The following is a 25,055-nucleotide window of genomic DNA, read 5'->3' as shown; positions in this document are numbered from 1 at the left end:
CCATAGAAACATTGCTCTATTCCAAAGATTGAAATTTCGAGCAAGCCCGACAATTCAAGCTACGGAAAAGCTTCGATAGCGAGAACAGCAATGAACAACACACTCACATTTGACGATAGCCAAGCAGGAGCCCAATCATGGCAGTAGTCGTAGCAGGCGAAGGCGGCCTTCCTCAAAACGTCCCTGCGGACGGCGCTACCAATATATCCAGCAACTTCCTCAATTTGGCGAAGTCGCCGAATGGGCGCAAAGTCATATTGATGCTGGGTGCAGCCGCAGTGATTGCGGTCATGATCGCCTTGGTACTCTGGAGCCAGAAGCCGGAATATCGTGTTTTGTTTTCCAATTTTTCCGACCGTGACGGCGGTGCCATCATGGCTTCGCTGCAAGCAGCCAATGTGCCGTATAAATTCGCAGAAGGCGGCGGTGCGATTCTGGTACCCGCTGATAAAGTGCATGAAATTCGCCTGAAACTAGCCGCAGAAGGTTTGCCTAAAGGCGGTGGTGTCGGCTTCGAGTTGATGGAAAATCAAAAACTCGGCGTTTCACAATTCCTCGAACAAGTGAATTTCCAGCGCGCGCTGGAAGGTGAACTGGCTCGCTCCATCCAATCCGTCGGCGCAGTACAAGCCGCACGTGTACATCTGGCTCTTCCAAAAGCATCCGTCTTCGTACGCGATCAGCAAAAACCAACTGCATCCGTCTTGCTGAATTTGCGCCAAGGCCGTGCACTCGATCAGCAACAAGTCAGCGCCATCGTGCATCTGGTTGCCAGCAGCGTTCCCGAGCTGTCGCCGAAGAATGTCACCATCGTCGATCAATCCGGCAATCTGCTGTCCGAAAACAACAAACCGGCCGGTGCCAACACACTGGACCCGTCGCAACTCAAATACGTACAAGAGCTGCAACAAAGCATTACCAAACGTATTGAATCCATCATCACGCCTATCGTTGGTCAAAACAATATTCGTGCTGAAGCAACTGCCGATGTCGATTTCTCGACCAGCGAACAAGCTGCCGAGATTTACAAACCGAACCAAGTAGCGAACAGCGCAACCGTACGCAGCTTGCAAACAAGCGAATCGAGCAACGGCGGCGCCAATGCAACCGGTGTCCCAGGAGCGTTGACTAACCAACCTGCACCAGCCGCTACCGCACCGTTAGATACAACTCCGCCACCTGCTGTACCAGGTACACCTGCAGCAGTAGCCGGCGCACCAGGAGCGCCTGGTGCAGCTGCTGCCACTGCGGCCGCAGCTGCGGCTGCAGCGACACCAACGCAAAAAGACACGACCACCAACTTCGAAGTGGATAAAACCGTCCGCTACGTTCAGCAACCTATGGGCGGTCTTAAACGCTTGTCCGTTGCGGTCGTCGTCAACTACAAACGCGTTGTAGCGAAAGACGGCAAAGTCACCGTACAGCCTTTGACCGAAATCGAAAAAACACAAATCACCGATCTGGTGAAAGAAGCAATGGGCTACAACAAGGATCGTGGCGACACGCTCAACGTCGTCAACAGCCCGTTTGCCGGTGTAGACAAGGAAGAAATTGCCAAACCGCCACTCTGGGAACGCCCTGAAGTCATCGATATGGCGCTACAGGCTGCCAAGTATCTGGCTATCGGCATTGCGCTCCTGATTCTCTACTTCAAAATGTTGAAGCCTATGCTCAACAAGCTGAATCCACCACCGCCACTGGCGTTGATGGATGAGAGTGGTGAACCAATACAAAAGATACACCTTGAAGAGCCAGAAGTTGGACCGATGGGTGTGCAAAATACGTATCAACAAAATCTGGAAGCCGCCAAAGAGCTGGCCAGAAAAGATCCTAAAGTCGTCGCAAACATAGTTAAAGCGTGGGTGGGAAATGATTGATAACGGCATACACAAAGGCGCCATTCTGATGCTCGCACTCGGCGCAGATGAAGCGGCTGAAGTCATGAAGTATCTAGGCCCAAGAGAAGTGCAAAAACTCGGCGCAGCCATGTCCACGATGAAAGCAATCCAGAGCGAAGAGCTGGTGGCCGTCCTCAGTGAGTTCAGAGGCGAGACAGAGAAAAATACTTCGCTCGGACTGGATTCCGATGACTACATTCGCGACGTATTAACCAAAGCGCTCGGCGACGACAAAGCTGCGTCCCTGCTCAACCGTATCCTCGGTGCGCGTGACGCCAGCGGTATCGAAAGTCTGAAATGGATGGACGGCCAATCGGTTGCCGATTTGATTCGCAATGAACATCCACAAATTATTGCCACCATCCTGGTCCATCTGGAACGCGATCAGGCTTGCGAAGTGCTGGAACGTTTTACAGAACGGCTACGCAACGATGTCGTGTTGCGTATCGCCACACTGGATGGCGTACAGCCAGCCGCCTTGCGCGAACTCAATGAAGTGCTGACCAAGCTCCTCACAGGTAACGAAAATCTGAAGAAAAAACCGATGGGCGGCATACGCGCAGCGGCAGAAATTCTCAACTTCTTCAGTGGTGAAAATGAAATATCAGTCATGGCCAATCTGAAAAGCTATGACAACGATATGGCGCAGAAGATCATGGACGAAATGTTCGTCTTCGATAACATCATGGATATCGAAGATCGCGGCATTCAATTGCTGTTGCGTGAAGTTCAGTCCGAAGCACTCATCATTGCACTCAAAGGTGCGACGCCGGATTTGCGCGAAAAATTCTTCAAGAACATGTCGCAACGTGCCGGCGAGATGATGCGCGAAGATCTCGAATCGAAAGGCCCTGTGCGTCTGTCCGAGGTCGAAGCAAATCAAAAAGAAATTCTGCAAATCGTCCGTCGTCTGGCCGACGAAGGCCAACTGACACTGGGCGGCAAAGCGGAAGATGCCTATGTCTAATGTCATTCCTAAAGAACGTCAATCAGCGTATCAACGCTGGGAGATGACGTCTTTCAACGAAGAACCCGCCAGCACAAGCACTGCGGCCGCACCTGTGCTCGATAGTGCCAGTATCGCGGCTGCCAATGCTGCAGCGGCAGCGCACACGGCCAACATTGCGGCCATGGAAGAGCAAATCGCCAGTATCCGTGCGGAAGCCCATACCGAAGGCTATGCCACCGGCATGGAAGAAGGTCGCGCCGCAGGTTTGGCTGAAGGACGTGCACTGGCCGAACAGGAAAGACTCAGCTTGTTGCAGATTGCCGATACCTTCGGCACCGAAATTGCACAAGCCAATGAATTGATCGCCAGCGATATGCTGGATCTGTCACTCGATCTGGCCAAGGCAATGCTGAAAACAGCATTGAACGTGCGTCCCGAGCTGATCATCCCGCTGGTACGCGAAGCGATTCATTATTTACCGACTTTGCAACAGCCTGCCCTGCTCCATCTGCATCCGGACGATGCGGCGATTGTCGCCACCCATCTGGGTGATGAATTGAGTACAGCCAGCTGGCGCGTGGTCGAAGATCCGCACATGGATAGAGGCAGCTGTCGCGTAGAAACCGTCACCAACCAGATCGACGCCACCACGTCGACCCGCTGGCAGCGCATTGCCGCTGCGCTCGGTAAAGAATCTGACTGGCTAGTCTGATGACTCCTGACCATCCCAACAGCGGTCGCTGGCAAGCCTATCTGCGCGATTGCCGCATGCTGCTGGATATCGCTGAACCTATGCTGGTATCTGGCCGCATTACACGCGTCGCCGGCTTGGTCATGGAAGCTGTTGGTTTAAAACTCGCTGTCGGCAGCGCCTGTACAGTGCCACTGGCCAACGGTGCGCGTATCGAAGCAGAAGTTGTCGGTTTTGAAAACGACCGCCTGTTCCTGATGCCGCAAAGCGATGTCGAAGGCATCGTCCCCGGCACACGTGTGTTCCCGGTCGAAGTCGTGCAATCCTTGCCGCGCCCTGGCGCTGTCACGCATCCGCGTCGTCGCCCTAGCGACCGCGGCCGCCATTTGCCAGTCGGGATAGAACTGCTCGGTCGCGTACTGGATGGCGCAGGTCGCCCGCTCGACAATTTAGGTCCACTCAATGCCGTACATGCAGCACCACTGAATGTACGTGCTGCCAATCCTTTATCACGCGCACCGATTACCGATGTACTGGATGTCGGCGTGCGCGCAATCAACAGCATGCTGACTGTCGGACGTGGTCAACGTATGGGCTTGTTCGCCGGCTCCGGCGTTGGTAAGAGCGTCTTGCTCGGCATGATGGCGCGCTATACCACCGCTGATGTGATCGTGGTCGGGCTGATCGGTGAACGGGGTCGTGAGGTGAAGGAATTCATCGAACAGATTCTCGGTGCGGAAGGTCTGGCACGTTCTGTTGTCGTCGCCGCACCTGCCGATACACCGCCCTTGATGCGTTTGCAAGGCGCTGCTTATGCCACCGCTATCGCCGAGCATTTTCGCGATGAAGGCAAAGACGTCCTACTGATTATGGATTCGCTGACCCGCTATGCAATGGCGCAACGTGAAATTGCGTTAGCCATTGGTGAACCGCCTGCAACCAAAGGTTATCCGCCATCGGTCTTCGCCAAACTACCTGCCTTGGTAGAACGTGCCGGTAACGGCAAAGAAGGCGGCGGCTCGATCACCGCTTTTTACACTGTGCTGACCGAGGGTGACGATCAACAAGATCCTATCGCCGATGCAGCACGCGCGATTCTGGACGGTCATATTGTGCTTAATCGCTCATTGGCAGAAGCCGGCCACTATCCGGCCATCGATATCGAACAATCGATCAGCCGCGCGATGCACAACATCACCACGCCAGAGCATCAGAAACAGACACGGAAGCTGAAACAGCTCACCTCACGTTATCAACGCAATCGTGACTTGATCAGCGTAGGCGCTTATAGTGCAGGTTCCGATCCTGTGCTGGATGAAGCGATAGCTTTGAACACAAGAATAGAGTCATTTTTGCAACAGGATATTACCGAACGGTGCGGCATAAACGAGAGCTTGGGGCAACTTGCCTCTCTATTCGACTGATGGACACTCCGCTCTCAAAAATATAATCAAGAAAAATGGCTACATCTTCTGCATTAGACACACTGATCGAATTGGCGACCAAGGAAACCGACGAGGCCGCCAAACGTCTTGGAAAATGTATGAAGGCCGCCGAAGAAACCGAACAGAAGCTGGCTTTGCTGCAGCAATATCGCGACGATTACGCAGCGCGTTTTCAGCAAAACCTGACCACCGGGTTGACGGCGATGGGTTATCGCAATTACCAGCTCTTTCTGGACAAGCTGGAACAGGCGATCACCAGTCAGCAATTAGTCGTCCGCGACGCACATATCCGTGTTGACCGCGAACGAGCAGCCTGGCAAGCCAGTGAACGCAAGCGCATGTCCTACGGCACGCTAGCCAATCGGGCATTGAAAGCGAAGCAGTTGCAAGAAAACAAACGCGACCAAAAACAAACAGATGAACATGCTGCAAGAGCTTTGCAGTACAAAAGATAAACGATTAAGAAGGCGGCACAACGATGAACACCTCAGCAGTCAACAGCCCTCTCAGCGTATTGCAGGCACCAGTCCCTGGTAATAAACAAGACGCCAGTTCAACCTCTGATGCGGGCACGTTCAATCAAATGCTGTCGCGTGAAATCGCAGGTCGCAACAACTCCGGCAACAGCACTAACGAAGCCAGCAAGAACGCGCCTAAAGATAGTGCAAATAACGGCGACAAAACCAAGACCAAGAGCGACGCCAATACCGCAGCAACACCTACCGAAACAGCCAAAACAACAGACGCGGACAAAGCCGCGCCCGTAGCCGATGGCAAAACGGATGAAACCGATACCGAGCCGACCACCGTTTCGGCTGAATTGCTCGCCTTTGTCGCAGCCCTGACACAAGCCAATACCGCAACTGCCGTCACACCAGCAGCGACTGCAGAAACAGATACCGCAGTCAAACTCGGCAAAGGTGCCGGCCTTGCAACTGACACTGCTGCCGATATCACACTGGGCGCTGCTACAACAGGCGCAGCAAGTAGCAGTGAAAAAGATGCCATAGGCAAGAAATCTGATTTCGTCTCCGCGCTTGATAAAGCGACTAATGCAGCCAGCGATGGCAAACCTGCGCCAGCAGCAGCAACGACTAAAACTGATCTTGAAATAGCCGCTGCCGTTGTACAAACCGTCAAGGCTGTCGAACCAGCCACCGTATCCAATCCGCAAAATGTCGCTGCGCTCACAACTGCAGCACTACAACAGATGAACGACGCACAAGGACCGCAATCCAACAAACTCGCGCCACAAGTCGGCACGCCGGATTGGAATCAGGCCTTGGGTCAAAAAGTAGTGTGGATGGTGCAAGGCGTGCAACAAAGCGCAACGTTGACATTGAATCCGCCTGATCTGGGACCGATGCAAGTCACGCTGCATGTCTCCAACAACCAGGCCACTGCCAATTTCACCGCACATCAGCCTGAAGTCCGCCATGCGCTGGAAGCTGCCATGCCGCGTCTGCGCGAGATGTTGAACGATGCAGGCATTCAATTGGGGCAATCCAACGTCAGCGCCGGCTCGCCTAATCAGCAAGGTGCTTTCAGCGAACAACAACGCCAAGGCGGTTCGCGTCAGTCGAATCAAGCCGACAATGCCGTAGATCCGGCACTGCATGTCAGTCACATCCCCGTCTCCACCGCTGGCACTGGGATCGTCGATACATTTGCCTGAAGAAGGACGGATGGCCGTTTCGACAGAAATTGCCATCCTGTTACCTGCCTGTCCAGCCTGATCACGTCTCTGAACGGCAACGTATGTCTCGCCTTCATTAAAATTCGCATTGTTTTCGCACACTGCAGATGTTTGCTGCAATTAATAATGGTTTAATACGCCTTGAGCATCGCTTTCGTCTCTGCCAAATGGCGGAACGGAACCCCGCTAGAAGATTCGACCTCAGGCCTTGATGGCGCGAATACGTCGATATGCGTCGTGTTCCCCTCTCTTTTCAATGCATCCTGTGTGTCGTTTTTTTTTAATAATGGCATGTAAGTAAAAGAACTCATGTCGTACTTGAGGAAAACAGATGGCAACAGCAGCACCAAAGGCAGGCGCAAAAGCAGGTAGCGCCGATACCGCAACAGGGAAACCAAAATCCCGCCTATTGATCATTTTGATTGTGCTTGTGCTCGCACTGGGTGCTGGCGGCGCAGGTGCTTGGTACTTCCTTGGTAATAAAGCGGAGTCGCATGCGCCGAAAGCGGCTGATGCCGTCGATCTGAGCAAGCCACCGGTATTTTTGCCGATGGAAGCATTCACGGTGAATTTGCAAGGCGAGAACGGCGAGCAGTTCCTGCAAACCAGCTTCACGCTGCAAGTGCCGAATCAAGCGCAACTGGATTTGATCAAGCTCTACATGCCGCACGTGCGCAGCCGTTTGCTGCTTTTATTGTCGGGCAAAAAAGCATCCGAGATTCTGAGCGTCGAAGGCAAGAACAAGCTTTCTGAAGAAATCATCGCTGTCTTTAAACAGCCATTTACGCCACAAGGCCAAACAGTGACCGTCACCAACGTTTTATTTACCTCATTCGTCGTTCAATAAGATCATGGCCGATAATTTCCTCTCTCAAGAAGAAGTTGATGCCCTGCTCAAGGGCGTCAACGGCGATCAGGATGAGACCGGTAAGCCGGAGGATGCGACGGGCGTACGCCCCTACAATCTGGCAACGCAAGAGCGTATCGTCCGTGGTCGGATGCCTACGCTGGAAATTATCAATGAACGCTTTTCGCGTCTGTTGCGTATAGGTCTGTTCAACTTCCTGCACCGCAGTGCGGAAGTATCGATCGGTCCGGTGCGGGTATCCAAATACAGCGAATTCATCCGCAACCTGGTGGTCCCGACCAATCTGAATCTGATACACATGAAACCGCTGCGCGGTACCGGTCTGATCGTACTCGATCCAAATCTGGTATTCCTGCTGGTTGATAATCTGTTCGGTGGCGATGGCCGCTTCCACACACGGGTGGAAGGTCGCGACTTTACACAGACAGAACAACGCATCATTCAACGCATACTCGGCATTATTTTCGAAACCTACGCCAAATCGTGGGAGCCGGTTTATCCGGTTGAATTCGAATATATCCGTTCCGAGATGAATACTCAGTTCGCCAATATTGCGACGCCAAACGAAGTCGTGGTGGCTACCACCTTCACCATTGAGCTTGGACCAGTCAGCGGCGATATGCACTTCTGCACACCGTACGCGATGATTGAACCGATCCGCGATCTGTTGACCAGCAGCATGCAGGGTGAAACGCTGGAAATGGATAAGCGCTGGATACGTTTGATGACACAACAAATCCAGACCGCAGAAGTAGAAATTCTGGCGAATATGGGCTCGGCCAAAGTAACACTAGGCGATATCCTGAATATGCAAAAAGGCGACATCATCCCTATCGCCGTTCCAGACACAATTACCGCTGAAGTCGATAGCGTGCCGGTGATGGAGTGCTCGTATGGGAAGCTGAACGGACAATACGCATTGCGCGTAGAAAAATTGATCTATAGCGCAAACGAATCAACGCAAGGAGAAGATCATGGCTGATGAAAACGAACCGCAAACCACAGTAGAGGACGATTGGGGTGCAGCGATGGCGGAACAAGAGCAGACCGAAGCGGCTGCCATAGACGCCAAACCTGCATCGGCTACCGTATTCAAGGATTTCGCCGGTGGCGACTTGAAGACAGGTACACACAACGATATCGACTTCATTCTCGATATCCCGGTACAACTGACTGTTGAACTCGGCCGTACCAAGATCGCCATCAAGAATCTGCTGCAATTGGCACAAGGTTCAGTCGTTGAACTCGACGGTCTGGCCGGTGAGCCTATGGATGTATTGGTCAATGGCTGCCTGATCGCACAAGGTGAAGTCGTCGTCGTCAATGACAAATTCGGTATTCGCCTGACCGATATCATCACACCTGCGGAACGCATTCGAAAACTGAACAGATGATTTGCATTCGTCCCGCCTTACTCGCATCAGGACTGCTCGCATCGAGCTTGCTCACGGCCAGCGTCCACGCAGCCACCGCTTCCGCCAAGACCGCTGTTCCTTCGACTGCCGGCAATCTATTGCAGGTATCACTAGGGCTGGTCGTTGTACTTGGTTTGATGGCAGCTGCAGCATGGTTGCTGCGCCGCCTTAACGCAGGCAAAGGTGTCAACAACGCCAACATCAAGATTATCGGTGGCGTCAGTGTCGGTAGTCGCGAACGCATCATCGTGGTTGAAGTGGCTGACCAATGGATAGTTGTCGGTGTCGCACCAGGTCGCGTCAATTCTCTGGCAACCATGTCTAAGCAAGAAACCACGATCGCAACCGAAGCACCGCCTTCGAGAAATTTCTCGACCTGGCTTGCGCAAACAATTGAAAAACGCAATGGCCAATAAATTTTATCCATTAGTACGCCGCGGCTTGCCGCTGCTGTTGCTGGCCTTACCTATCGCTGCGATGGCGCAAGGTCTGCCTGCATTCACCAGCACACCGGCAGCCGGTGGTGGTCAGAACTATTCGCTCAGCCTGCAAACCTTGCTGCTGCTGACTGGCCTCTCCTTCCTGCCAGCAGCATTGTTGATGATGACCAGCTTCACGCGCATCATCATCGTGCTGTCGTTGTTGCGTCAGGCACTTGGTACGCAGAGTTCACCACCGAATCAAGTCATCATCGGCCTCTCGCTGTTTTTGACTCTGTTCGTCATGAGCCCAGTGCTCGACAAGATTTACGTCGATGCATATCAGCCCTTCTCGCAAAACAAGATTCAAATGACGGAAGCCTTGGACAAGGCTGTTGCGCCGCTGAAGACCTTCATGCTCAAGCAAACACGTGAATCCGATCTGGCGCTGTACGTCAAATTATCCAAAGGCCCTGACTTGCAAGGACCGGAAGATATTCCATTACGTATATTGGTACCGGCCTTCGTGACCAGCGAATTAAAGACTGCATTCCAGATCAGCTTTGCGATTTTCATTCCCTTCCTGATTATCGACATGGTGGTCGCCAGTGTCTTGATGTCGATGGGTATGATGATGGTGTCGCCCGCCATTGTGGCTCTACCATTCAAGTTGATGCTGTTTGTTCTGGTCGATGGTTGGCAATTGCTGATCGGCTCGCTCGCGCAAAGTTTCTACTGAGGACGCTATGACTCCCGAAACCGTCATGACCATGGGCCGTCACGCAATTGAAGTAACGTTGATGGTGGCTGCACCGATGCTGCTGGTCGCACTCGGCATCGGCCTGGTCGTCAGTATCTTCCAGGCAGCTACACAGATTAATGAGACCACCCTCTCCTTCATCCCGAAGCTGGTCGGCATTTTTGTCGCACTCGTCGTTGCAGGTCCCTGGATGCTGACAGTGCTGCTCGACTACATGCGCGAAATGTTTACCAACATTCCTCTGTTCGTCAGCTAGTGTCACACGCAAGCACCTCTGCCTATACCTTCAGCAGATCGGCATGATCAACCTCACCAGCGCAGAACTGAACACCTGGATAGCCGCATTCCTGTGGCCGCTCACGCGGATCATGGGCTTGGTTACGGTCGCACCTCTGTTCGGCAATGTCAGTGTGCCAGCACGCGTCAAAATCGGACTGGGCGTCATGCTCGCCATCATCATTGCTCCCACAGTGCCAGCCATGCCGGCGATGGATCCATTCTCGCCAACCGGACTACTGATTCTGATGCAGCAATTGATCATCGGTCTGGCGATGGGCTTTGCCATGCGGATTGCCTTCGCCGGTGTTGAAATGGCCGGTGAAATTACCGGTATGACCATGGGCCTGGGCTTCGCCAGCTTTTTCGATCCGCAAACGCGCGCGCGTTCATCGGCGATCAGTCAATTTCTCGCTTTGCTGACACTCATGATTTATCTCGCGACCAATCTGCATTTGGTCTTGTTGAGCACATTGGCACAGAGTTTTGAGTTACTGCCTATCACCAGCAGCTTTATATCGCCCGGAGGCATGCTGCAAGTAGTCCACTGGGGCGGCCGTATTTTCAGTGCAGGGGTGCAACTGTCCTTGCCTATCGTTGCAGCCTTGCTGATTACGAATATCGCGCTCGGTATCTTGACGCGTGCAGCGCCGCAATTGAATATTTTTGGTATCGGCTTCCCGATCACGATCGGCGTCGGCTTCATCATGATAGGCATAGTGCTGCCTTATCTGATGAATCCGATTATCAATTTACTGCAGGAAGGAATTGATGCGATGGGGAGAATTACTGTGGCGCTGACACCGCTGAACTAAGCGGTGGAGATAAAATCGGTTTGTCTTTGCAGCTGCGCAGACAAGCCGGCTGATCAATTCATCATATTGAACAAAGACAGACCGGCAATTTTCATGAATGATTGACGTGCTGCTTCCAGCGTAAATTGCTGTTGCGTAAATTGTGAGTACGCCTCAACCGGATCTACACCTACCAAGTCATTCAAAGTCTTCGTGTACTGAATTTTTAAATCAGAGCCTGCACTGTCAAGATTATCGATTTCTTTTAAGCGCGTGCCAATTGTAGTGCGCACGGTAGAAATATTCTCACGCGCATTTTCGATATTAGTATTCGCTGTCGCCAAACCGTTCGCCAATTTAGTCTGTCCAGCGGGGCCAAGTGTAGAAGTAGAAAGTACCCCGATCAAATCTGTGATGGTAGTAAAAACACTTTGAGTTGTGCTCGGCTTCACGCTAAACGTGTCACCATCGGCCGGACTGCCCTTGATATCGAACTGCATGCCGCCGAATGTAATTGCTTGGCCGCTCACATAAGGTTGCGGTGTCGCAGGTATGGCGGGTGGCGGTGTTTCTGTTACCAGATAAGTCGTTGCACCTGTTGTTGCATCAACCGCAAACGTGACGCCATAGCTATGGCCGTTCAACTGTGCAAGGTCAGTAACCGATCCTGTGCTGACAATACCAGTCCCAGTATTGTTTGAGTTTGCAGCGGTAACGAAACGTCCATTACCCGTAACACCGCCCTCAAAAACCGTAGAACCAGAATCGCCCGATGACAATTGACGTGCAGTACCGACCTGCAACATGCGTTGCCCCTGATCGCCAATATAGTTAGCACCTGTGGCTGACTGAGAAAAAGGTTGGGTCGAGGTTTGATAGCCGGCAAAAATATAATTACCGTTGCTATCACGTGTATTCGCCAATCCCATCAATTCGTCGAAATTACTGCGTAATTGAGTAAGGTACGTTTGGCGGTCTTGATCAGTCAATATGCCATTACCTGCCGCAACGACTACATCCTTGACCGATTGCAATAAGGAGTTAACGCTTTGCAGAACACTTTCTTCTTCTGACAGAGCACTTTTCGCATTTGTACGATTGACAGCCAGCTGATCGTTCATTGCCATGGCTTGATTCACACCCAATGCCGCCGCAGCTGCAACAGGATCATCTGATGGCGTCAGGACACGACGGTTAGTCGAAATCTGTTGCTGCGTCTTGAGCATGGCAGCCTGCATATCACCGATCTTGCCCGAGCCCATTTCAAAAATTGTATTCGTGCTTATGCGCATGATCTGTAATCCTTATCGGCCTAATGAAATCAACACATTGAACATATCACTGACTGCCTGCATCACTTTGCCGGACGCCTGATAAGCCTGTTGATAGCGCAACAAATTGGTTGCCTCTTCATCGAGATTAACGCCCGACTCCGATTGCTGTGCGGTCTGCATCTGCTTGAGCAATGCACCTTCGGCCGCGCTATTGGTTTCAAGCTCGCGTGTTTTATTACCGACCAGACTGACGAGCTGACTGTAAGCAGTGTTGTAATTGGCGGTGCCGCCCTGCAAGACATTCTTAGTCTGCAATTGCCCCAATGCCAGCATATTGCGGTTATCGCCATCGCCATTTGAATTGCTGCTGATGGTGAAAGTATCGCCATTGGCTGGTGCGCCAGTCATCGTGATCTCAGCGCCACCGAACGAGATGCTGGAACCTGCTGTGTAAGTTACTGGCGTACCAGCAGGGAAAGTCGTCGGGACACCATTTGTCGTTACTGTCACAGGCATGCCAGCCGGGAAACCACTCAAGGTTCCAGTCGCAGCATCAAACGTCAAGGTCACTGCCGGTGTAACCGTCGCTCCGGTAAAACTTGAATTGATCGTACCTGCGCTAATCGCGCCAGTGCCTGTATTCGTCGTTGGTGCGTTAGTACGAATCGGCGTCGCTGCAGCAATTTCTTTTACATCCTTGATCAATACACTTAGACCAGATGCGCCATTGATCGTCGGTCTGATAACAAACTCATCGCCGGCAGCCATTGTTCCAGCGCCTTGTGCGAAAGTCACACCATCAATTGCTGTTGTAGGAAAAGCCGCATTCGAATACATCGATGCGTTGTCCGACAGACGCGTCACGTTGTAGTTGGTGCCATCGTAGGTCAAACGATAATCACTAGTCGTCAGAGCACCGACATCGCTGATGCTGGCACTAATATTCGCATTACCGGCATTTTTGCTGCTGGCATTTACAACAGGCGGAGCCATGCTGAAAAAATCGCCACCCAAATTGCCGTTTTGATCTTGTCCTAGCTTATGTTGTGCATTGAAGGTCGCCGCTAATCCAAGTGCAATACGTCCCAGTGAATTCTGTATCGTATCCAGGGTCTTGCTGCGATATTCAAACAAGCCGCCCAGATTACCGCCGACTAATGCACTTTCCGGCAAGATCACCGTCTTACCGTTAGTGACATAGCCAACTTCGGTACGGCCTGGATCGGTCGGCGATGTAACGGCAGTCAGTTCATACGCGGATGTTCCCACCACGATAGGCTGACCATTACCGATGAAGACGTTATAACTGCCATCTTGCTTAACAACCGACACCTTGCTTTGCTTCGCCAGCTCACCAACCAAAAGATCGCGTTGATCGAGCAAATCATTTGGTGGCTGACCGGTGCCATTCTGTGCCTTGGCGATCGCGTCATTTAATTGCGCAATTTGCTTCGCGTAAGCATTTATATCGGTGATCGCACCGCTGATTGCATCATTAACGCCATCACGCATACCGCGGAATTGCGCATCCATGCTTTGAAAGCGTGCAGTCAGTGCTTCCGCTCCCGACAACATGGCCTGACGTGATGACGCAGTACCCGGATTGGCAACCAGATCCGCAACACCCTTGAAGAAATCCGCAATGACCGGCGTCAATCCGACATCCGAATCGGCCATCATATTGTTGACCTTGCTGATCTGCGCGTAATACGTATCCAGCTGGCTTTTACTGGATTGCGCGCCGATTATTTGCGCGCCGAGGAAATCGTTATAGATGCGCTTAACGGTTTCTACGTTGGTACCGTTGCCGATATAACCGCCGCCAATATTCTGACCGCCCAGCGATGCCTGTATCACCAACTGCCGGCTATAGCCTGGCGTTGCCTGGTTGGCGATATTGTGTCCTGTCGTAGCAATTCCAGCCTGGGCTGCGGCAAGTCCACTTTGAGCAATGCTGAGAAGATTAGACATAATTTATTTATTAACTCTATGTTGGTATGTACGGCAGATCGGTGAAAAACTTGAGCCGAAGATCATGTTGTTCATGCAAGAAAGTTATATTTCATGCAAAAAAAGACTGATTAAGCGGACAAATTACGATTGATCAGGTTGGTCAGTTTGGTGGCGTAATTCGGGTCAGTTGCATAGCCCGCGCGCTGCAAACCTTGCGCAAAGCCATTAACGTCGCTGGCATTCGCCAATACTTTTTCGTAACGCGGATTGCTGCGCAATAACTTCGCGTAATCGCGGAATGAATCGGCGTAAGAGTCATAAGCACGGAATTTTTCAACGCGTTTTTGCGCAACACCATCCACATACTCGGTGGTCACTGCATCCACAGTTTTGCCTTTCCAGTTAGCGCCTGCCTTGATGCCAAACAGATTGTTGCTGCTACTGCCATCGGCAGTCTTGATAACGCGCTTGCCCCAACCGCTTTCCAACGCGGCCTGTCCCAGCATGAATTTGGCAGGAATACCTGTAGTAAGACTGGCTTCTTCCGCGTGTGCGCTCAATTTGTCCTGGAAAGCCTGTACGTGAGCAGGTTTGGCCGAAGCTGAGGTGACGCTACCACCTGACTGCAAGGCATGCGCAGCATTCGAGCGTTGTGCGGCAAGCGCATTGCGCTCCGCCATCGAACGCATGATTTCCGTTCTCAAGCTTGCTGATGGATCGGCCAGATCTTTAGCCGCATCGGCACCTTCAGGCGCGACTGCGGAATTCATCTGATTGCTGGACAATTGACGTATCAATACATCCGCCAGGCCAATGCCACGGCTGGCCAGGTTCTGGCTCAATTGCTGATCCAGCATCGACGTGTACATCTTGGTTTGCTGATTGTCCAGAATGCCGTCTTGCGGCGTCGCTTCGCGCATGCTCTTCATGATCATGTTCATGAAGAGTGCTTCGAATTGCTTGGCAGCCGCCTTCAGTGAATCAGGCGAATTCTGCCGCGCAGATTGCTTCAGTGATTCGAGGCCCTTGGCATCGATCGCGAGGCTGCTGTTCGAATTGTCGGCAGGCGTAATCATAGTGAGCTTAGATAATTTCCAGTTCTGCGCGCAGTGAACCTGCCGCTTTCATCGCTTGCAAAATCGCCAGCAAATCCTGCGGCGTTGCGCCTATCGAATTCAAAGCCTTGACCACATCAGCCAGAGAAGCTGAATTTTTCAAGAGTATGACTTTGCCCGGATCTTTGTTGATCTCGATTTGCGATTGCTGCGCCACCACGGTTTGTCCACCGGAGAACGGTGCAGGCTGGCTGATAATCGGTTGTGTATTGATCGTGACTGACAAATTACCGTGCGATACCGCACAGGTATCCAACGTCACTGCCTGATTCATCACGACCGAGCCGGTACGTGCATTCAGGATTACTTTGGCGCTTACTTGTGCCGGCGTGACATTGATGCTTTCCAATGCGCCCAGGAAGGACACGCGTTCGTCATTGCTCATCGGTGCACGCACACGAATGACACGGCCATCTTGTGCTGCTGCTGTTTCCGGACCAAAGCGCTTGTTCACCGCATCAACCACGCGGCTGGCAGTAGAAAAATCGCTATCCTTCAACTCCAGAAAAATCAGATCGCCCTGCCCCAGTGACGTTACCACTGCGCGTTCAACTGTAGCGCCGGCAGAAATACGGCCGACACTTAAATGATTGATCTGTGCCTTGCTACCGTTTGCAGCTGCACCTGCACCGCCAACAACAACGTTACCTTGTGCCATACCGTAGATCTGACCATCCGCGCCTTTGAGCGGTGTCATCAGCAAAGTACCACCGCGTAAACTTTTGGCATTACCCATGGAAGACACCGTGATATCCAGCGTTTGTCCAGGTTGCGCAAATGCAGGCAGTGAGGTCGTCACCATCACGGCAGCGACGTTCTTCAACTGCATATTGATACCTTGCGGCAGATTGACGCCCATCTGCTGCATCATGCTGATGATGCTCTGAATCGTAAACGGCGTTTGCGTCGTTTGATCGCCGCTACCATCCAGACCAACAACCAGACCGTAACCGATCAATTGATTCTGCCGCACGCCTTGCACGCTGGCGAGATCCTTCAGACGTTCAGCCTGCGATGCAAACGACATCAACAGACAGACCGAACATGCAATGATTTGCAGTGATTTTTTCAGCGATATAACAGATACGGTATTCATGGAAAATCCTATCAGCATCGGCATTAAAAAGGCACGACACTCAAGAAGAAGCGAGCCATCATGGACATCACTTCGGCGCCGTCTATGCGGCTATTGGTACGGTATTCGATACGTGCATCAGCAACTCTGGTCGACGAAACAATATTGCCGGAACCCACGAAAATAGGATCAACCACACCAGAGAAACGAATAAATTCAGCCCCCTTGTCCAGCGAGACCTGCTTCTCGCCAGCGACCACCAGATTGCCATTCGACAGCACATCGATGACAGTAACGGTGATCGTACTCACAAAATTATTACTGGAAGTAACGGCACCTTTCTCTGCAAACTGTGCAGCCGACGATGCACTTGCGCTCAGATTCTGGGTCACGCCACCAAACAAACCAAAAAGACTAGGCGCCGCTGCGTTCACGCTCCCGGATTTGCTGCCAGAGCTACCCGCAAGTTTGCCGGCAGAGCTATTTTCGTTAATCGTGATCGTGATCGTGTCGCCTATCAGACGCGCACGTTTATCTTCAAAAATTGGGCGGTAGGAAGCCGATTGAAAAATTGCACCGTTTGCCGCTGGTTTAATCGCGCTCGCAGACTGTGGTCGCGCCGACAATGGTGTCTGCACTATCGTTTCCGGCATGCCGCCGCAACCGCCGAGAAAGACGATCGCAACCAACATCAGACTTAGTAACTTGCTCTTCATTACAACTCCTCTACGCTCCAGACTGCTTAGATCTGTGTCAAGCGTTGCAGCATTTGATCCGACGTCGTAATCGCCTTGCTGTTGATCTCGTAAGCACGTTGTGTCTGGATCATGTTGACCATTTCTTCAACGACGTTCACGTTCGATGTTTCTACATAATTCTGTTGCACGAAACCGGCGCCATTGGTGCCTGGATTGTTCGTGGTTGGGTTGCCGGATGCGGTGGTTTCCACATACAGGTTTTCGCCCTTGCTTTCCAAACCCGCTGAATTGATGAAGGTCGCCAGTTGCAGCGTACCAACTTGGGTCTGCGCTGTGGTACCTGGCACAGTGACGCTCACAATACCGTCGCGGCTGACTGAAATCGCAGTTGCATTTGCAGGAATGATGATCGCCGGCTGAATCGGGAAGCCGCTGGACGTCACCATCTGTCCCTGGTTATCGCTTTGGAAGGAGCCATCGCGCGTATAAGCGGTAGTGCCATCCGGCATCATCACCTGGAAGAATCCATCGCCCAGAATCGCCAGATCCTTGCTATTGCTGGTCAATTGCAAATTGCCTTGCGTATGAATACGCTCAGTTGCAACAGGACGCACACCGGTACCGATTTGCAAACCGGATGGCAGTTGTGTCTGCTGCGACGATGCTGCACCTGGTTGACGCAAGTTTTGATACAACAAGTCCTCGAATACAGCGCGTGTGCGCTTGAAGCCCGTAGTACTGACGTTGGCCAAGTTATTGGAGATAACGTCCATCTGCGTTTGTTGCGCATCCAGACCTGTTTTGGCTATCCATAGTGAACGTATCATTTTCTTCTCCAGTATTTCGGCAAACTGCTTACGGACTCAGCATCCATCTTCATTTTGCCTGTACTCGCATTAACTCAAAGCGAGAAATTCAGTGGCTTTGGCAGCGTTACTCTCCGCATGCTTCAGCATATTCATGTTTAATTCAAACTGACGTGCAAGACTGATCATGTTGACCATGGCATCCACCACGTTGACATTGCTGCCCTCAACCGCACCGCTAATCACGCCTACAGTGGCATCAACATCTGCCGGCTGGCCGTCTTTGGTCACGAACAAGCCATCCGTACCGCGTACGAGATTAGCCTCGTCCGGATTAACCAATTTGAGACGAGCAATTTCAATCGTTGCGCCCGGCGTCGTGCCGGAGTCAACGGAAGAAATCGTGCCATCTTTGGCAAATGAAATTTTCACGTTTGGTGGAATCGTGATTGGTCCACCATCCGCCAACACATTCAGTCCGCCTTCAGTTTGCAAGACGCCGTTTTCATTCAGCTTCAAGCTGCCGCCGCGCGTATAACCTTCGGTACCATCTGCACGTTCCACCGCGAGCCAGCCTCTTCCCTGCACAGCAAGATCCAGCGTGCGGCCTGTCTGTTGAATCGGACCAGCACGGAAATCCGTGCCTACCGTAGAGTCAACAACAAAGGTACGTGTCGGCAAACCATTGCTCACGACAGGCACGGCACGGAAAGTGTCGAGCTGAGCGCGGAAACCTGCTGTCGAGACATTAGCCAGATTGTGTGAAGTCGTGGCCTGCTGCTCCAGAATCTGCTTGGCACCCGACATCGCGGTATAAATCAGCCTATCCATTTCATTCCTCCTGTGATCGTGCGTGTTCGTATTACGAGAAGACAAACACGCCGATCATTGGTCACCTTCATTAATGCAAATCGCTTAATGCATTAACGCAAATTCACCAAAGTCTGCATGATCTGATCCTGCGTCTTGATGGTTTGTGCATTGGCCTGGTAATAGCGCTGAGCAGTAATCATGTTGACCAGCTCTGCCGTCAAATCAACGTTCGATTCTTCAATCCGCGCCGATTGCACTGCACCCAGGCCACTACTACCTGGAGTACTGGTCAATGGCACGCCGGATTCAGCTGTTTCCACCCATTGGTTGTCACCAATATTTTGCAAACCATTTGGATTGGCGAAACTGGACAGGATGACTTGACCTAAAACGTTTACCTGGCCATTGGTGTAACGCCCAACGATGGAGCCATCATTGGCGACATCAAAGCCGGTTAAGGTGCCTGCCGGATAACCATCTGGAAGCTGCTTATTGATACCAAAGGTCTGAGCAAATTGCTGTGTACCCTTGTAATCGATAGCGATCTGGAAAGGCGTTGCTGCACCTGTGGTCACAGCCATGTCTGCGACTAATGGACTTGGCGTAGTACCGACCAAGACACCACCTGTACCGAAATCCATAGTTCCCAGTGGTACTGGTGGATTGGTTGCATCGGTCGGCAAGTTGTAGCCGATAGGTACGCCATCATTGGTTGCAAATACGCTCCATTCGCCACCGGCGGTCTTGACATAGAAGGTACGCAACACGTGCGCGTTACCCAAACTGTCATACACAGATGCCGAAGTCGAATCGCTGAAGGTAGCAGGATCGTCTGGATTGAAATTGAGCGGGTCCAATGCATCCTTGCGCGAATCCAGCGTCAGCTTGAGTTCGTACTTGGTCGTTGCTTTCGGAGCCAGATCAGCTTTGTTGATGATCAATTCAGTCGGCGCGCCCGATTGCACCACGCCATTTGCATCCGCCATATAACCGGTCAGACGCGCACCAGATGCACTCTGGATATAACCTTCCTTCGTCAATTCAAATTGACCGTTACGTGCATAGGTAATCGTGCCGCCACTGCTCATACGGAAAAAACCGTCGCCATTGATTGCCATATCGAGCGGATTGTTCGACGCAGTGATATTGCCTTGGCTGAACAACTGCGCCACGCGTGCGATCTGCGTACCGATACCGATCTGCGCCGCACCCGAGCCGGACAATGTGCTGGCGTAGATATCTGAAAATTGAACTTGCGATTGCTTGAAGCCTACGGTGCCGGAGTTGGCAACGTTATTACCGATAGCTTCAAGACTTTTACTTGCGGCATTCAATCCGCTCAAACCTTGTTGGAAACTCATTCTATTTCTCCTGGGTTATGTGCCGCTGTATTAAAGAATTTGACGAATATCTGAGAGGCTCAATCCACCCAGACCAGGTACATTGATTTGCACGCCGCTGGACGAAGTCGAGACCGTCGTGACTATGCCGAATTGCAATGGATTAACTTTCACAGCCGTACCACCAAGACTGGCAGAAACTTCAAATGTGTAATTACCATCTGGTGCTTTAGTGCCGTCTGCCATACTGCCGTCCCACAACAGTGGCACCGTACCGGCTGTTTGCTTGCCGAGATCGATAGTCTGAACTACCTTGCCGGTAGAATCCTTGACGGTCACTGTTGCTGTATCAACTGCTTGCGGGAATTCAACACCCATCAAACCTTTGCTTTCAGTCAGGCTGATATTCGCTCCTGGAGCGAGTACACCGTGGCCTATCATGTTCGCTGCCTGCAGCGCCTGATTGGATTGATAACTACTCATCATGGATTCCAGCGTGCCATTCAATTTATCGATACCGGTAACGGTCGACAATTGCGCCAATTGGCTGGTGACTTGTGCGTTATCCAGTGGATTCAACGGGTCCTGATTTTTCATCTGCGTGACCAACAAGGTCAGGAAGCGATCCTGTGCTTCTTCTGCCGTACTTTTTTTGCTGGCGCTGGCGCCATTCATCTGGTCCAGCAATGCTTGCGGCAGAACGGTGGTATTACTGTTGACTGCGGTCATGATGAATCCTTATTGTTTTTACTGACCGAGCGTCAGCGTTTTAAGTAGCATGGTCTTCGCCGTGTTCATGGTTTCGACGTTGGTCTGGTAGGAGCGTGAGGCGGAGATCATGTTGACCATCTCTTCCACGACGTTGACGTTCGGCATCGCGACATGACCTGTTTCATCCGCGTTCGGATGTTTCGGATCGAACACCATCTTCAATGGAGAAGCATCTTCCACCACACGATTAACTTTGACGCCGGTTGAAGTAGCACCACCCTTCATCGGCAACGATTGGAACTCCACCTGTTTCGCGCGATACGTCTTGCCGTTTGCACTAGTCGTGCTTTCCGCATTAGCGATATTGCTCGATACCACATTGAGGCGCTGACTCTGCGCACTCATGGCTGAACCGGCGACGTTGAAAATATTAAATAGCGACATGGTTATTGCCCCTGAATAGCGGTAAGCATTCCCTTGATCTTCGACGAGACAAGTGTCAGGCCGACCTCGTAGCGCATGGCGTTATCAGTAAACTGATTACGCTGCACATCCATATCTACGGTATTGCCGTCGACATTGCCCTGCTGTGTATTGCTATACAGTAGCGGCGCACCGCCCAAGGTTGGCAGCACCTTGGATGACAGATGCGTCGTCGATGTCTTCGCCAGTTCATTCGGCGATGCGGCCGCGCCGGTACTGCGTGCTAGCGCGCCTTGCAAGGCCTTGTTAAAATCGATGTCACGCGCCTTGAAGTTAGGCGTGTCCGCATTCGCAATATTCGATGCCAGCAATTGTTGGCGTTGCGCACGCAAACTCAGTGCCGTCTCCTGAAAGCGCATCAAGTCATCAAGTTTTCCGATCATTACGACCTCCGAAGTGTGCATTCAAGGATTGGCTACCTTGCACTGATAATGGATTTGTATAGCGTCGATCATACGGAGCACCTCTTCGCTTCGATCAAACGATAAGAAGACAAAAATCCATGCTATTCCCGGCTTTACCTGCTCGCCAATTCAGTACCATGATCGTGCAGTTACTTCACTGTCACTACATTGGCCGCCATGAAACACTCTTTTCACATCGCTATCGCAGCACTCTTGTTGACAACGCAACTGGCGTTGGCACAGACCGCCGCTGAGCCGCGTCAGGATTTGGCTGTGCTGAAACAGACTGCTGAACAGTTTTTACGCACGCAAGCAACCGGATTACCCGGCGAAGTACAAGTAACCGTTGGTGCCATCGATCCCCGCATGAAGTTGCCGGCTTGCACTGTGCCGGAAGGTTTTTTACCGCCCGCCAGCAAGGCTTGGGGCAAAACTACAGTAGGCATACGTTGTAACGCGCCATCGGCTTGGACTATTTACGTTTCAGCCCAAGTACGGGTGCATGGCGAATACATCGCTGCCGCGGCGCCACTGGCGCAAGGACAAACCATTACCCAGGGCGACATTGCCAAGGTCAAGGGCGACCTGACCAATTTGCCATCCGGTGTCATTACGGATGCGTCGCTGGCAGTTGGTCGTACCGCAGCCACCACCATTTCATTAGGTTCACCGTTGCGTCAGGATGCTTTACGCAATCAACAAGCGATACAGCAAGGTCAGGCAGTACGCGTCGTTTTTAATGGCGACGGCTTCAGCGTATCCAGCGAAGCACGCGCCTTGAACAATGCAAATGAAGGACAATTGACACAAGTACGCACACCGGCAGGCCAGGTTGTGAGCGGGATTGCGAAGTTGGGCGGGATAGTAGAGTTAACGTATTAGCAACACAAATTAATACACAATGTTTTACGTTTCACCTATTTAGGACTAAAGTTTGCCGTGATTACGCCGATAGACCAAGCAGAGATAGGCGTTTTGCCGCAAACCAAACGGGGTGATGTCGTGAAAATTAATGACGCAAGTAAGAAAATCGCAGGAGTAGGCGTTGCAGCAACGCAAACTCGTGCAGGCAAGGCGCCGGAGAAAGCCGATACCGGCGCGGCCTCTTCCAATGTAACGTTGTCGACACAGGTGCAGGCACTGACAAGTCAAGTTTCTAGTGCCAGCGTATTTGATGCTAAAAAAGTTGATGAGATCAAGGCAGCAATTGCCGGTGGTCAATTCCAGGTAAATGCAGAACGCGTTGCCGACGGATTGATGGATACGGTAAAAGACCTGATCTCTGCACGTAAAGGTTAATAAACATGGATTCGTTCGGTACCAGCCCTGCAGATAGTTTGAGTGAAGAACACAAAGCCGTTCGTGCTCTGACGCAATTATTGAAGCTGGAACAAGAGCACCTGATTGCCGCTGATATTGATGGCATCTCTGCTCTGACCGAAGCGAAAGCCAAAGCAGCAGCTCACATGACTGAGCTGGCAACCAGCCGTCACAAGGCCTTGGCTGCAGCAGGTTTCGAAGCAAAAGAATCCAGCATGAAGACTTGGCTGGAAAGCTCCGGTGCCTCGGCAACCACGAGCAAATCCTGGCATGAACTCATAGAGTTGGCTGAAGAGGCCAAAGAGCTCAATCGCGTCAACGGGACGCTGATCAACAAACAGATGGTGCGTAATCAAAACGTACTCAACATTTTGCAGCACGGCAACGTGCAAGGCAGCAGTGTCTACGGCCCTAACGGCCAAACCGCAAACAAAACCGTCAGCCGTCATATCGTCACCGGTTAAACCCTACACTCGTTCGCACATCTATCTCTAGATTAAGCGCGCAAGAAGTTTAAAAAGAAAAAGCCACCAAACATCTTGGTGGCTTTTTCTTTTTACTGAATCAAAATACCGTGCGGACAAATATCCCTATCGACGCGGCGCATAAATATCGCGCCCGGCTTCATCGATCTGACGGCGCAAGGCACGACGCTCATCTGCGGACAAACGTCCATCCCGGCGCGAATCCTGCTGCCGTTCCATGTTGCGGTTGTTATCGTAATTGCGCTCAGCTTGCTGACGACGTCCATCATCGCCACCACGATTCTGCTCTCCTCTATTACGATCGTTTTGCACGTAGGAACCGAATGTATTGCTTTGAAAACGCGACTGTGCGAAAACCGCCGTCGTACCAGCAAACGTACTGACCAGCAGCAATACCAATCCCATTCTTTTCAATGTTATATTCATCATCATCTTCCGCAGCACTTTTGGATGCCTGGCAAATATTTATTAACCATGCACAAAGTTTATGCTGCTTTGCCTCAAGCCCTAAGTTCATTTCCGTAAAGGTTGTAACACTTTGTAATGCCTACACTCCTCGCTATGTCGAGAAGTCTTTCTGACGTTACCATAGCAAAATGAATACGACAAATCCACCCAGCAAGGACACGGCCCACTCCACCAACTCTCACCAGACAAAAATTCTGGTAGTAGATGACGATCTGCGTTTGCGCGATCTGCTGCGCCGCTATCTCGCCGAGCAGGGATTCAATGTAGTCACCGCAGAAAATGCGCAAGCCATGAACAAGCTCTGGCTGCGCGAACGCTACGATCTGCTGGTGCTCGACCTGATGCTGCCGGGAGAAGACGGTCTGTCGATCTGCCGACGTCTCCGTGGTGCCGGCGACAAAACACCGATCATCATGCTCACGGCCAAAGGCGAAGATGTCGATCGCATCGTCGGCCTGGAAATGGGCGCCGACGATTATCTCGCCAAACCTTTTAATCCACGCGAACTCGTTGCGCGCATCAGCGCCGTCTTGCGCCGTGTCGCACCCGACGAAATTCCTGGCGCACCATCCGAGACACCACAATCCTTTACCTTCGGCGAATTCGTACTCGATCTAGGCACACGCACGCTGAAGAAAAATGATGAAACCATTCCGCTGACTACTGGCGAGTTTTCTGTGTTGAAAGTCTTTGCACGTCATGCACGTCAACCTCTTTCTCGTGAAAAATTGATGGAACTGGCGCGTGGCCGCGAATATGAAGTATTCGATCGCAGTTTGGATGTGCAAATTTCGCGCCTGCGCAAACTGATAGAACCTGATCCTTCCACGCCGCTGTATATTCAAACCGTGTGGGGTCTCGGTTATGTCTTCATTCCAGAAGGCAAGCCGCGCTAAGAC

General features: G+C 51.8%; 29 protein-coding genes. 17 read left to right on the top strand and 12 right to left on the bottom strand.

The annotated features are described in order from the left end of the window. Positions 1–137: 137 nt before the first annotated feature. The 13 genes from fliF to fliR all read left to right on the top strand — a co-directional run bounded on the left by fliF (position 138) and on the right by fliR (position 11,232). Entirely contained in the window at positions 138–1,877 is a 1,740-nt protein-coding gene (fliF, locus tag AC07N2_RS12625; protein WP_494778572.1) for a flagellar basal-body MS-ring/collar protein FliF, read from the top strand. After that, positions 1,870–2,865 (top strand): flagellar motor switch protein FliG, encoded by a 996-nt coding sequence (fliG, locus tag AC07N2_RS12620; RefSeq protein WP_076591597.1) that lies wholly within the window; start codon positions 1,870–1,872, stop codon positions 2,863–2,865. Before fliF ends, fliG begins: the two co-directional genes overlap by 8 nt. Next, positions 2,858–3,559: a flagellar assembly protein FliH gene (gene fliH, locus AC07N2_RS12615; RefSeq protein ID WP_494778571.1), complete on the top strand. Its 702-nt coding sequence runs from the start codon at positions 2,858–2,860 to the stop codon at positions 3,557–3,559. Before fliG ends, fliH begins: the two co-directional genes overlap by 8 nt. Beyond that, on the top strand, positions 3,559–4,962 hold the full coding sequence (fliI, locus tag AC07N2_RS12610; protein ID WP_494778570.1) for a flagellar protein export ATPase FliI: 1,404 nt from the start codon (positions 3,559–3,561) through the stop codon (positions 4,960–4,962). The genes fliH and fliI overlap by 1 nt, the downstream gene beginning before the upstream one ends. 35 nt (positions 4,963–4,997) lie before the next feature. Further along, positions 4,998–5,438, top strand: a complete 441-nt coding sequence (gene fliJ / locus AC07N2_RS12605; protein WP_076591600.1) for a flagellar export protein FliJ — start codon at positions 4,998–5,000, stop codon at positions 5,436–5,438. A gap of 23 nt (positions 5,439–5,461) precedes the next feature. Beyond that, the gene (locus AC07N2_RS12600; RefSeq protein WP_494778569.1) at positions 5,462–6,658 is read left to right on the top strand and encodes a flagellar hook-length control protein FliK; all 1,197 of its coding nucleotides are present in this window, start codon (positions 5,462–5,464) and stop codon (positions 6,656–6,658) included. A 352-nt stretch (positions 6,659–7,010) separates the two neighbouring features. Then, the gene (gene fliL / locus AC07N2_RS12595; protein WP_494778568.1) at positions 7,011–7,526 is read left to right on the top strand and encodes a flagellar basal body-associated protein FliL; all 516 of its coding nucleotides are present in this window, start codon (positions 7,011–7,013) and stop codon (positions 7,524–7,526) included. Between the two features lie 4 nt (positions 7,527–7,530). Continuing rightward, the gene (fliM, locus tag AC07N2_RS12590; protein WP_494778567.1) at positions 7,531–8,529 is read left to right on the top strand and encodes a flagellar motor switch protein FliM; all 999 of its coding nucleotides are present in this window, start codon (positions 7,531–7,533) and stop codon (positions 8,527–8,529) included. After that, entirely contained in the window at positions 8,522–8,941 is a 420-nt protein-coding gene (fliN, locus tag AC07N2_RS12585) for a flagellar motor switch protein FliN (protein WP_012079289.1), read from the top strand. Before fliM ends, fliN begins: the two co-directional genes overlap by 8 nt. After that, positions 8,938–9,378 (top strand): flagellar biosynthetic protein FliO, encoded by a 441-nt coding sequence (fliO, locus tag AC07N2_RS12580; RefSeq protein ID WP_494778566.1) that lies wholly within the window; start codon positions 8,938–8,940, stop codon positions 9,376–9,378. The genes fliN and fliO overlap by 4 nt, the downstream gene beginning before the upstream one ends. Then, the gene (gene fliP / locus AC07N2_RS12575; RefSeq protein WP_076591604.1) at positions 9,368–10,120 is read left to right on the top strand and encodes a flagellar type III secretion system pore protein FliP; all 753 of its coding nucleotides are present in this window, start codon (positions 9,368–9,370) and stop codon (positions 10,118–10,120) included. Before fliO ends, fliP begins: the two co-directional genes overlap by 11 nt. A gap of 7 nt (positions 10,121–10,127) precedes the next feature. Further along, the gene (gene fliQ, locus AC07N2_RS12570) at positions 10,128–10,397 is read left to right on the top strand and encodes a flagellar biosynthesis protein FliQ (RefSeq protein ID WP_076591605.1); all 270 of its coding nucleotides are present in this window, start codon (positions 10,128–10,130) and stop codon (positions 10,395–10,397) included. 43 nt (positions 10,398–10,440) lie between these two features. Further along, entirely contained in the window at positions 10,441–11,232 is a 792-nt protein-coding gene (gene fliR / locus AC07N2_RS12565) for a flagellar biosynthetic protein FliR (RefSeq protein WP_494778565.1), read from the top strand. 53 nt (positions 11,233–11,285) lie between these two features. Here fliR and flgL read toward each other — a convergent pair whose 3' ends face one another. The 11 genes from flgL to flgB form a co-directional block, all read right to left on the bottom strand. After that, positions 11,286–12,503: a flagellar hook-associated protein FlgL gene (gene flgL / locus AC07N2_RS12560; RefSeq protein ID WP_494778564.1), complete on the bottom strand. Its 1,218-nt coding sequence runs from the start codon at positions 12,501–12,503 to the stop codon at positions 11,286–11,288. A 12-nt stretch (positions 12,504–12,515) separates the two neighbouring features. Then, positions 12,516–14,456, bottom strand: coding sequence for a flagellar hook-associated protein FlgK (gene flgK, locus AC07N2_RS12555; RefSeq protein ID WP_494778563.1), 1,941 nt, complete (start codon positions 14,454–14,456; stop codon positions 12,516–12,518). A 110-nt stretch (positions 14,457–14,566) separates the two neighbouring features. Then, positions 14,567–15,514 (bottom strand): flagellar assembly peptidoglycan hydrolase FlgJ, encoded by a 948-nt coding sequence (gene flgJ / locus AC07N2_RS12550; RefSeq protein WP_494778562.1) that lies wholly within the window; start codon positions 15,512–15,514, stop codon positions 14,567–14,569. Between the two features lie 7 nt (positions 15,515–15,521). Further along, positions 15,522–16,649 carry a flagellar basal body P-ring protein FlgI gene (locus AC07N2_RS12545; RefSeq protein ID WP_494778561.1) on the bottom strand — a complete coding sequence of 376 codons (1,128 nt, stop codon included), beginning with the start codon at positions 16,647–16,649 and terminating at the stop codon, positions 15,522–15,524. A gap of 23 nt (positions 16,650–16,672) precedes the next feature. Next, positions 16,673–17,344, bottom strand: coding sequence for a flagellar basal body L-ring protein FlgH (locus tag AC07N2_RS12540; RefSeq protein ID WP_494778560.1), 672 nt, complete (start codon positions 17,342–17,344; stop codon positions 16,673–16,675). Between the two features lie 26 nt (positions 17,345–17,370). Beyond that, positions 17,371–18,153, bottom strand: coding sequence for a flagellar basal-body rod protein FlgG (gene flgG, locus AC07N2_RS12535; protein WP_076591611.1), 783 nt, complete (start codon positions 18,151–18,153; stop codon positions 17,371–17,373). Between the two features lie 69 nt (positions 18,154–18,222). Continuing rightward, positions 18,223–18,963, bottom strand: coding sequence for a flagellar basal-body rod protein FlgF (flgF, locus tag AC07N2_RS12530; RefSeq protein ID WP_494778559.1), 741 nt, complete (start codon positions 18,961–18,963; stop codon positions 18,223–18,225). Positions 18,964–19,055: 92 nt separating this feature from the next. Next, a complete protein-coding gene (gene flgE, locus AC07N2_RS12525) occupies positions 19,056–20,306 on the bottom strand; it encodes a flagellar hook protein FlgE (protein WP_494778558.1) in 1,251 nt (416 codons plus the stop codon). Between the two features lie 30 nt (positions 20,307–20,336). Further along, positions 20,337–21,014 (bottom strand): flagellar hook assembly protein FlgD, encoded by a 678-nt coding sequence (gene flgD / locus AC07N2_RS12520; RefSeq protein WP_494778557.1) that lies wholly within the window; start codon positions 21,012–21,014, stop codon positions 20,337–20,339. Positions 21,015–21,032: 18 nt separating this feature from the next. Next, positions 21,033–21,440: a flagellar basal body rod protein FlgC gene (gene flgC / locus AC07N2_RS12515; protein ID WP_076591615.1), complete on the bottom strand. Its 408-nt coding sequence runs from the start codon at positions 21,438–21,440 to the stop codon at positions 21,033–21,035. A gap of 2 nt (positions 21,441–21,442) precedes the next feature. After that, positions 21,443–21,862, bottom strand: coding sequence for a flagellar basal body rod protein FlgB (flgB, locus tag AC07N2_RS12510; RefSeq protein ID WP_076591616.1), 420 nt, complete (start codon positions 21,860–21,862; stop codon positions 21,443–21,445). A gap of 198 nt (positions 21,863–22,060) precedes the next feature. On the opposite strand from flgB, the gene flgA reads away from it, so the two are divergent. Genes flgA through AC07N2_RS12495 form a run of 3 tightly spaced genes read left to right on the top strand, consistent with a single transcriptional unit; the run spans position 22,061 to position 23,667 of the window. Then, positions 22,061–22,765 (top strand): flagellar basal body P-ring formation chaperone FlgA, encoded by a 705-nt coding sequence (gene flgA / locus AC07N2_RS12505; RefSeq protein WP_494778556.1) that lies wholly within the window; start codon positions 22,061–22,063, stop codon positions 22,763–22,765. A 57-nt stretch (positions 22,766–22,822) separates the two neighbouring features. Next, positions 22,823–23,182: a flagellar biosynthesis anti-sigma factor FlgM gene (flgM, locus tag AC07N2_RS12500; protein ID WP_231949279.1), complete on the top strand. Its 360-nt coding sequence runs from the start codon at positions 22,823–22,825 to the stop codon at positions 23,180–23,182. A gap of 5 nt (positions 23,183–23,187) precedes the next feature. Next, positions 23,188–23,667, top strand: a complete 480-nt coding sequence (locus tag AC07N2_RS12495; RefSeq protein ID WP_494778555.1) for a flagella synthesis protein FlgN — start codon at positions 23,188–23,190, stop codon at positions 23,665–23,667. A 126-nt stretch (positions 23,668–23,793) separates the two neighbouring features. Here the strand turns inward: AC07N2_RS12495 and AC07N2_RS12490 are convergent, their stop codons facing one another. Beyond that, a complete protein-coding gene (locus tag AC07N2_RS12490; protein WP_494778554.1) occupies positions 23,794–24,120 on the bottom strand; it encodes a hypothetical protein in 327 nt (108 codons plus the stop codon). 164 nt (positions 24,121–24,284) lie between these two features. Here AC07N2_RS12490 and ompR point away from each other — a divergent pair, with 164 nt between their 5' ends. Beyond that, on the top strand, positions 24,285–25,052 hold the full coding sequence (gene ompR / locus AC07N2_RS12485; RefSeq protein ID WP_076591620.1) for an osmolarity response regulator transcription factor OmpR: 768 nt from the start codon (positions 24,285–24,287) through the stop codon (positions 25,050–25,052). Positions 25,053–25,055 lie beyond the last annotated feature (3 nt).

It is taken from the genome of Herminiimonas sp. GW821-FHT09C12 (assembly GCF_059416385.1).
Note: the sequence above shows the minus strand (reverse complement) of the source record. Positions and strands in the feature narration are given on the sequence as shown.

Excerpts from the sequence above, each read along its gene's own strand:
- flgA (WP_494778556.1), top strand. The coding sequence starts at position 22,061 with ATGAAACACTCTTTTCACATCGCTATCGCAGCACTCTTGTTGACAACG.
- flgC (WP_076591615.1), bottom strand. The coding sequence starts at position 21,440 with ATGTCGCTATTTAATATTTTCAACGTCGCCGGTTCAGCCATGAGTGCG.
- fliN (WP_012079289.1), top strand. The coding sequence starts at position 8,522 with ATGGCTGATGAAAACGAACCGCAAACCACAGTAGAGGACGATTGGGGT.
- AC07N2_RS12545 (WP_494778561.1), bottom strand. The coding sequence starts at position 16,649 with ATGAATACCGTATCTGTTATATCGCTGAAAAAATCACTGCAAATCATT.
- flgJ (WP_494778562.1), bottom strand. The coding sequence starts at position 15,514 with ATGATTACGCCTGCCGACAATTCGAACAGCAGCCTCGCGATCGATGCC.
- fliL (WP_494778568.1), top strand. The coding sequence starts at position 7,011 with ATGGCAACAGCAGCACCAAAGGCAGGCGCAAAAGCAGGTAGCGCCGAT.
- fliP (WP_076591604.1), top strand. The coding sequence starts at position 9,368 with ATGGCCAATAAATTTTATCCATTAGTACGCCGCGGCTTGCCGCTGCTG.
- AC07N2_RS12495 (WP_494778555.1), top strand. The coding sequence starts at position 23,188 with ATGGATTCGTTCGGTACCAGCCCTGCAGATAGTTTGAGTGAAGAACAC.
- fliI (WP_494778570.1), top strand. The coding sequence starts at position 3,559 with ATGACTCCTGACCATCCCAACAGCGGTCGCTGGCAAGCCTATCTGCGC.
- fliM (WP_494778567.1), top strand. The coding sequence starts at position 7,531 with ATGGCCGATAATTTCCTCTCTCAAGAAGAAGTTGATGCCCTGCTCAAG.
- fliF (WP_494778572.1), top strand. The coding sequence starts at position 138 with ATGGCAGTAGTCGTAGCAGGCGAAGGCGGCCTTCCTCAAAACGTCCCT.
- flgD (WP_494778557.1), bottom strand. The coding sequence starts at position 21,014 with ATGACCGCAGTCAACAGTAATACCACCGTTCTGCCGCAAGCATTGCTG.
- flgB (WP_076591616.1), bottom strand. The coding sequence starts at position 21,862 with ATGATCGGAAAACTTGATGACTTGATGCGCTTTCAGGAGACGGCACTG.
- ompR (WP_076591620.1), top strand. The coding sequence starts at position 24,285 with ATGAATACGACAAATCCACCCAGCAAGGACACGGCCCACTCCACCAAC.
- fliQ (WP_076591605.1), top strand. The coding sequence starts at position 10,128 with ATGACTCCCGAAACCGTCATGACCATGGGCCGTCACGCAATTGAAGTA.
- fliJ (WP_076591600.1), top strand. The coding sequence starts at position 4,998 with ATGGCTACATCTTCTGCATTAGACACACTGATCGAATTGGCGACCAAG.
- flgF (WP_494778559.1), bottom strand. The coding sequence starts at position 18,963 with ATGGATAGGCTGATTTATACCGCGATGTCGGGTGCCAAGCAGATTCTG.
- flgE (WP_494778558.1), bottom strand. The coding sequence starts at position 20,306 with ATGAGTTTCCAACAAGGTTTGAGCGGATTGAATGCCGCAAGTAAAAGT.
- fliG (WP_076591597.1), top strand. The coding sequence starts at position 1,870 with ATGATTGATAACGGCATACACAAAGGCGCCATTCTGATGCTCGCACTC.
- AC07N2_RS12600 (WP_494778569.1), top strand. The coding sequence starts at position 5,462 with ATGAACACCTCAGCAGTCAACAGCCCTCTCAGCGTATTGCAGGCACCA.
- AC07N2_RS12540 (WP_494778560.1), bottom strand. The coding sequence starts at position 17,344 with ATGAAGAGCAAGTTACTAAGTCTGATGTTGGTTGCGATCGTCTTTCTC.
- flgG (WP_076591611.1), bottom strand. The coding sequence starts at position 18,153 with ATGATACGTTCACTATGGATAGCCAAAACAGGTCTGGATGCGCAACAA.
- flgK (WP_494778563.1), bottom strand. The coding sequence starts at position 14,456 with ATGTCTAATCTTCTCAGCATTGCTCAAAGTGGACTTGCCGCAGCCCAG.
- fliO (WP_494778566.1), top strand. The coding sequence starts at position 8,938 with ATGATTTGCATTCGTCCCGCCTTACTCGCATCAGGACTGCTCGCATCG.
- fliH (WP_494778571.1), top strand. The coding sequence starts at position 2,858 with ATGTCTAATGTCATTCCTAAAGAACGTCAATCAGCGTATCAACGCTGG.
- flgL (WP_494778564.1), bottom strand. The coding sequence starts at position 12,503 with ATGCGCATAAGCACGAATACAATTTTTGAAATGGGCTCGGGCAAGATC.
- AC07N2_RS12490 (WP_494778554.1), bottom strand. The coding sequence starts at position 24,120 with ATGATGATGAATATAACATTGAAAAGAATGGGATTGGTATTGCTGCTG.
- fliR (WP_494778565.1), top strand. The coding sequence starts at position 10,441 with ATGATCAACCTCACCAGCGCAGAACTGAACACCTGGATAGCCGCATTC.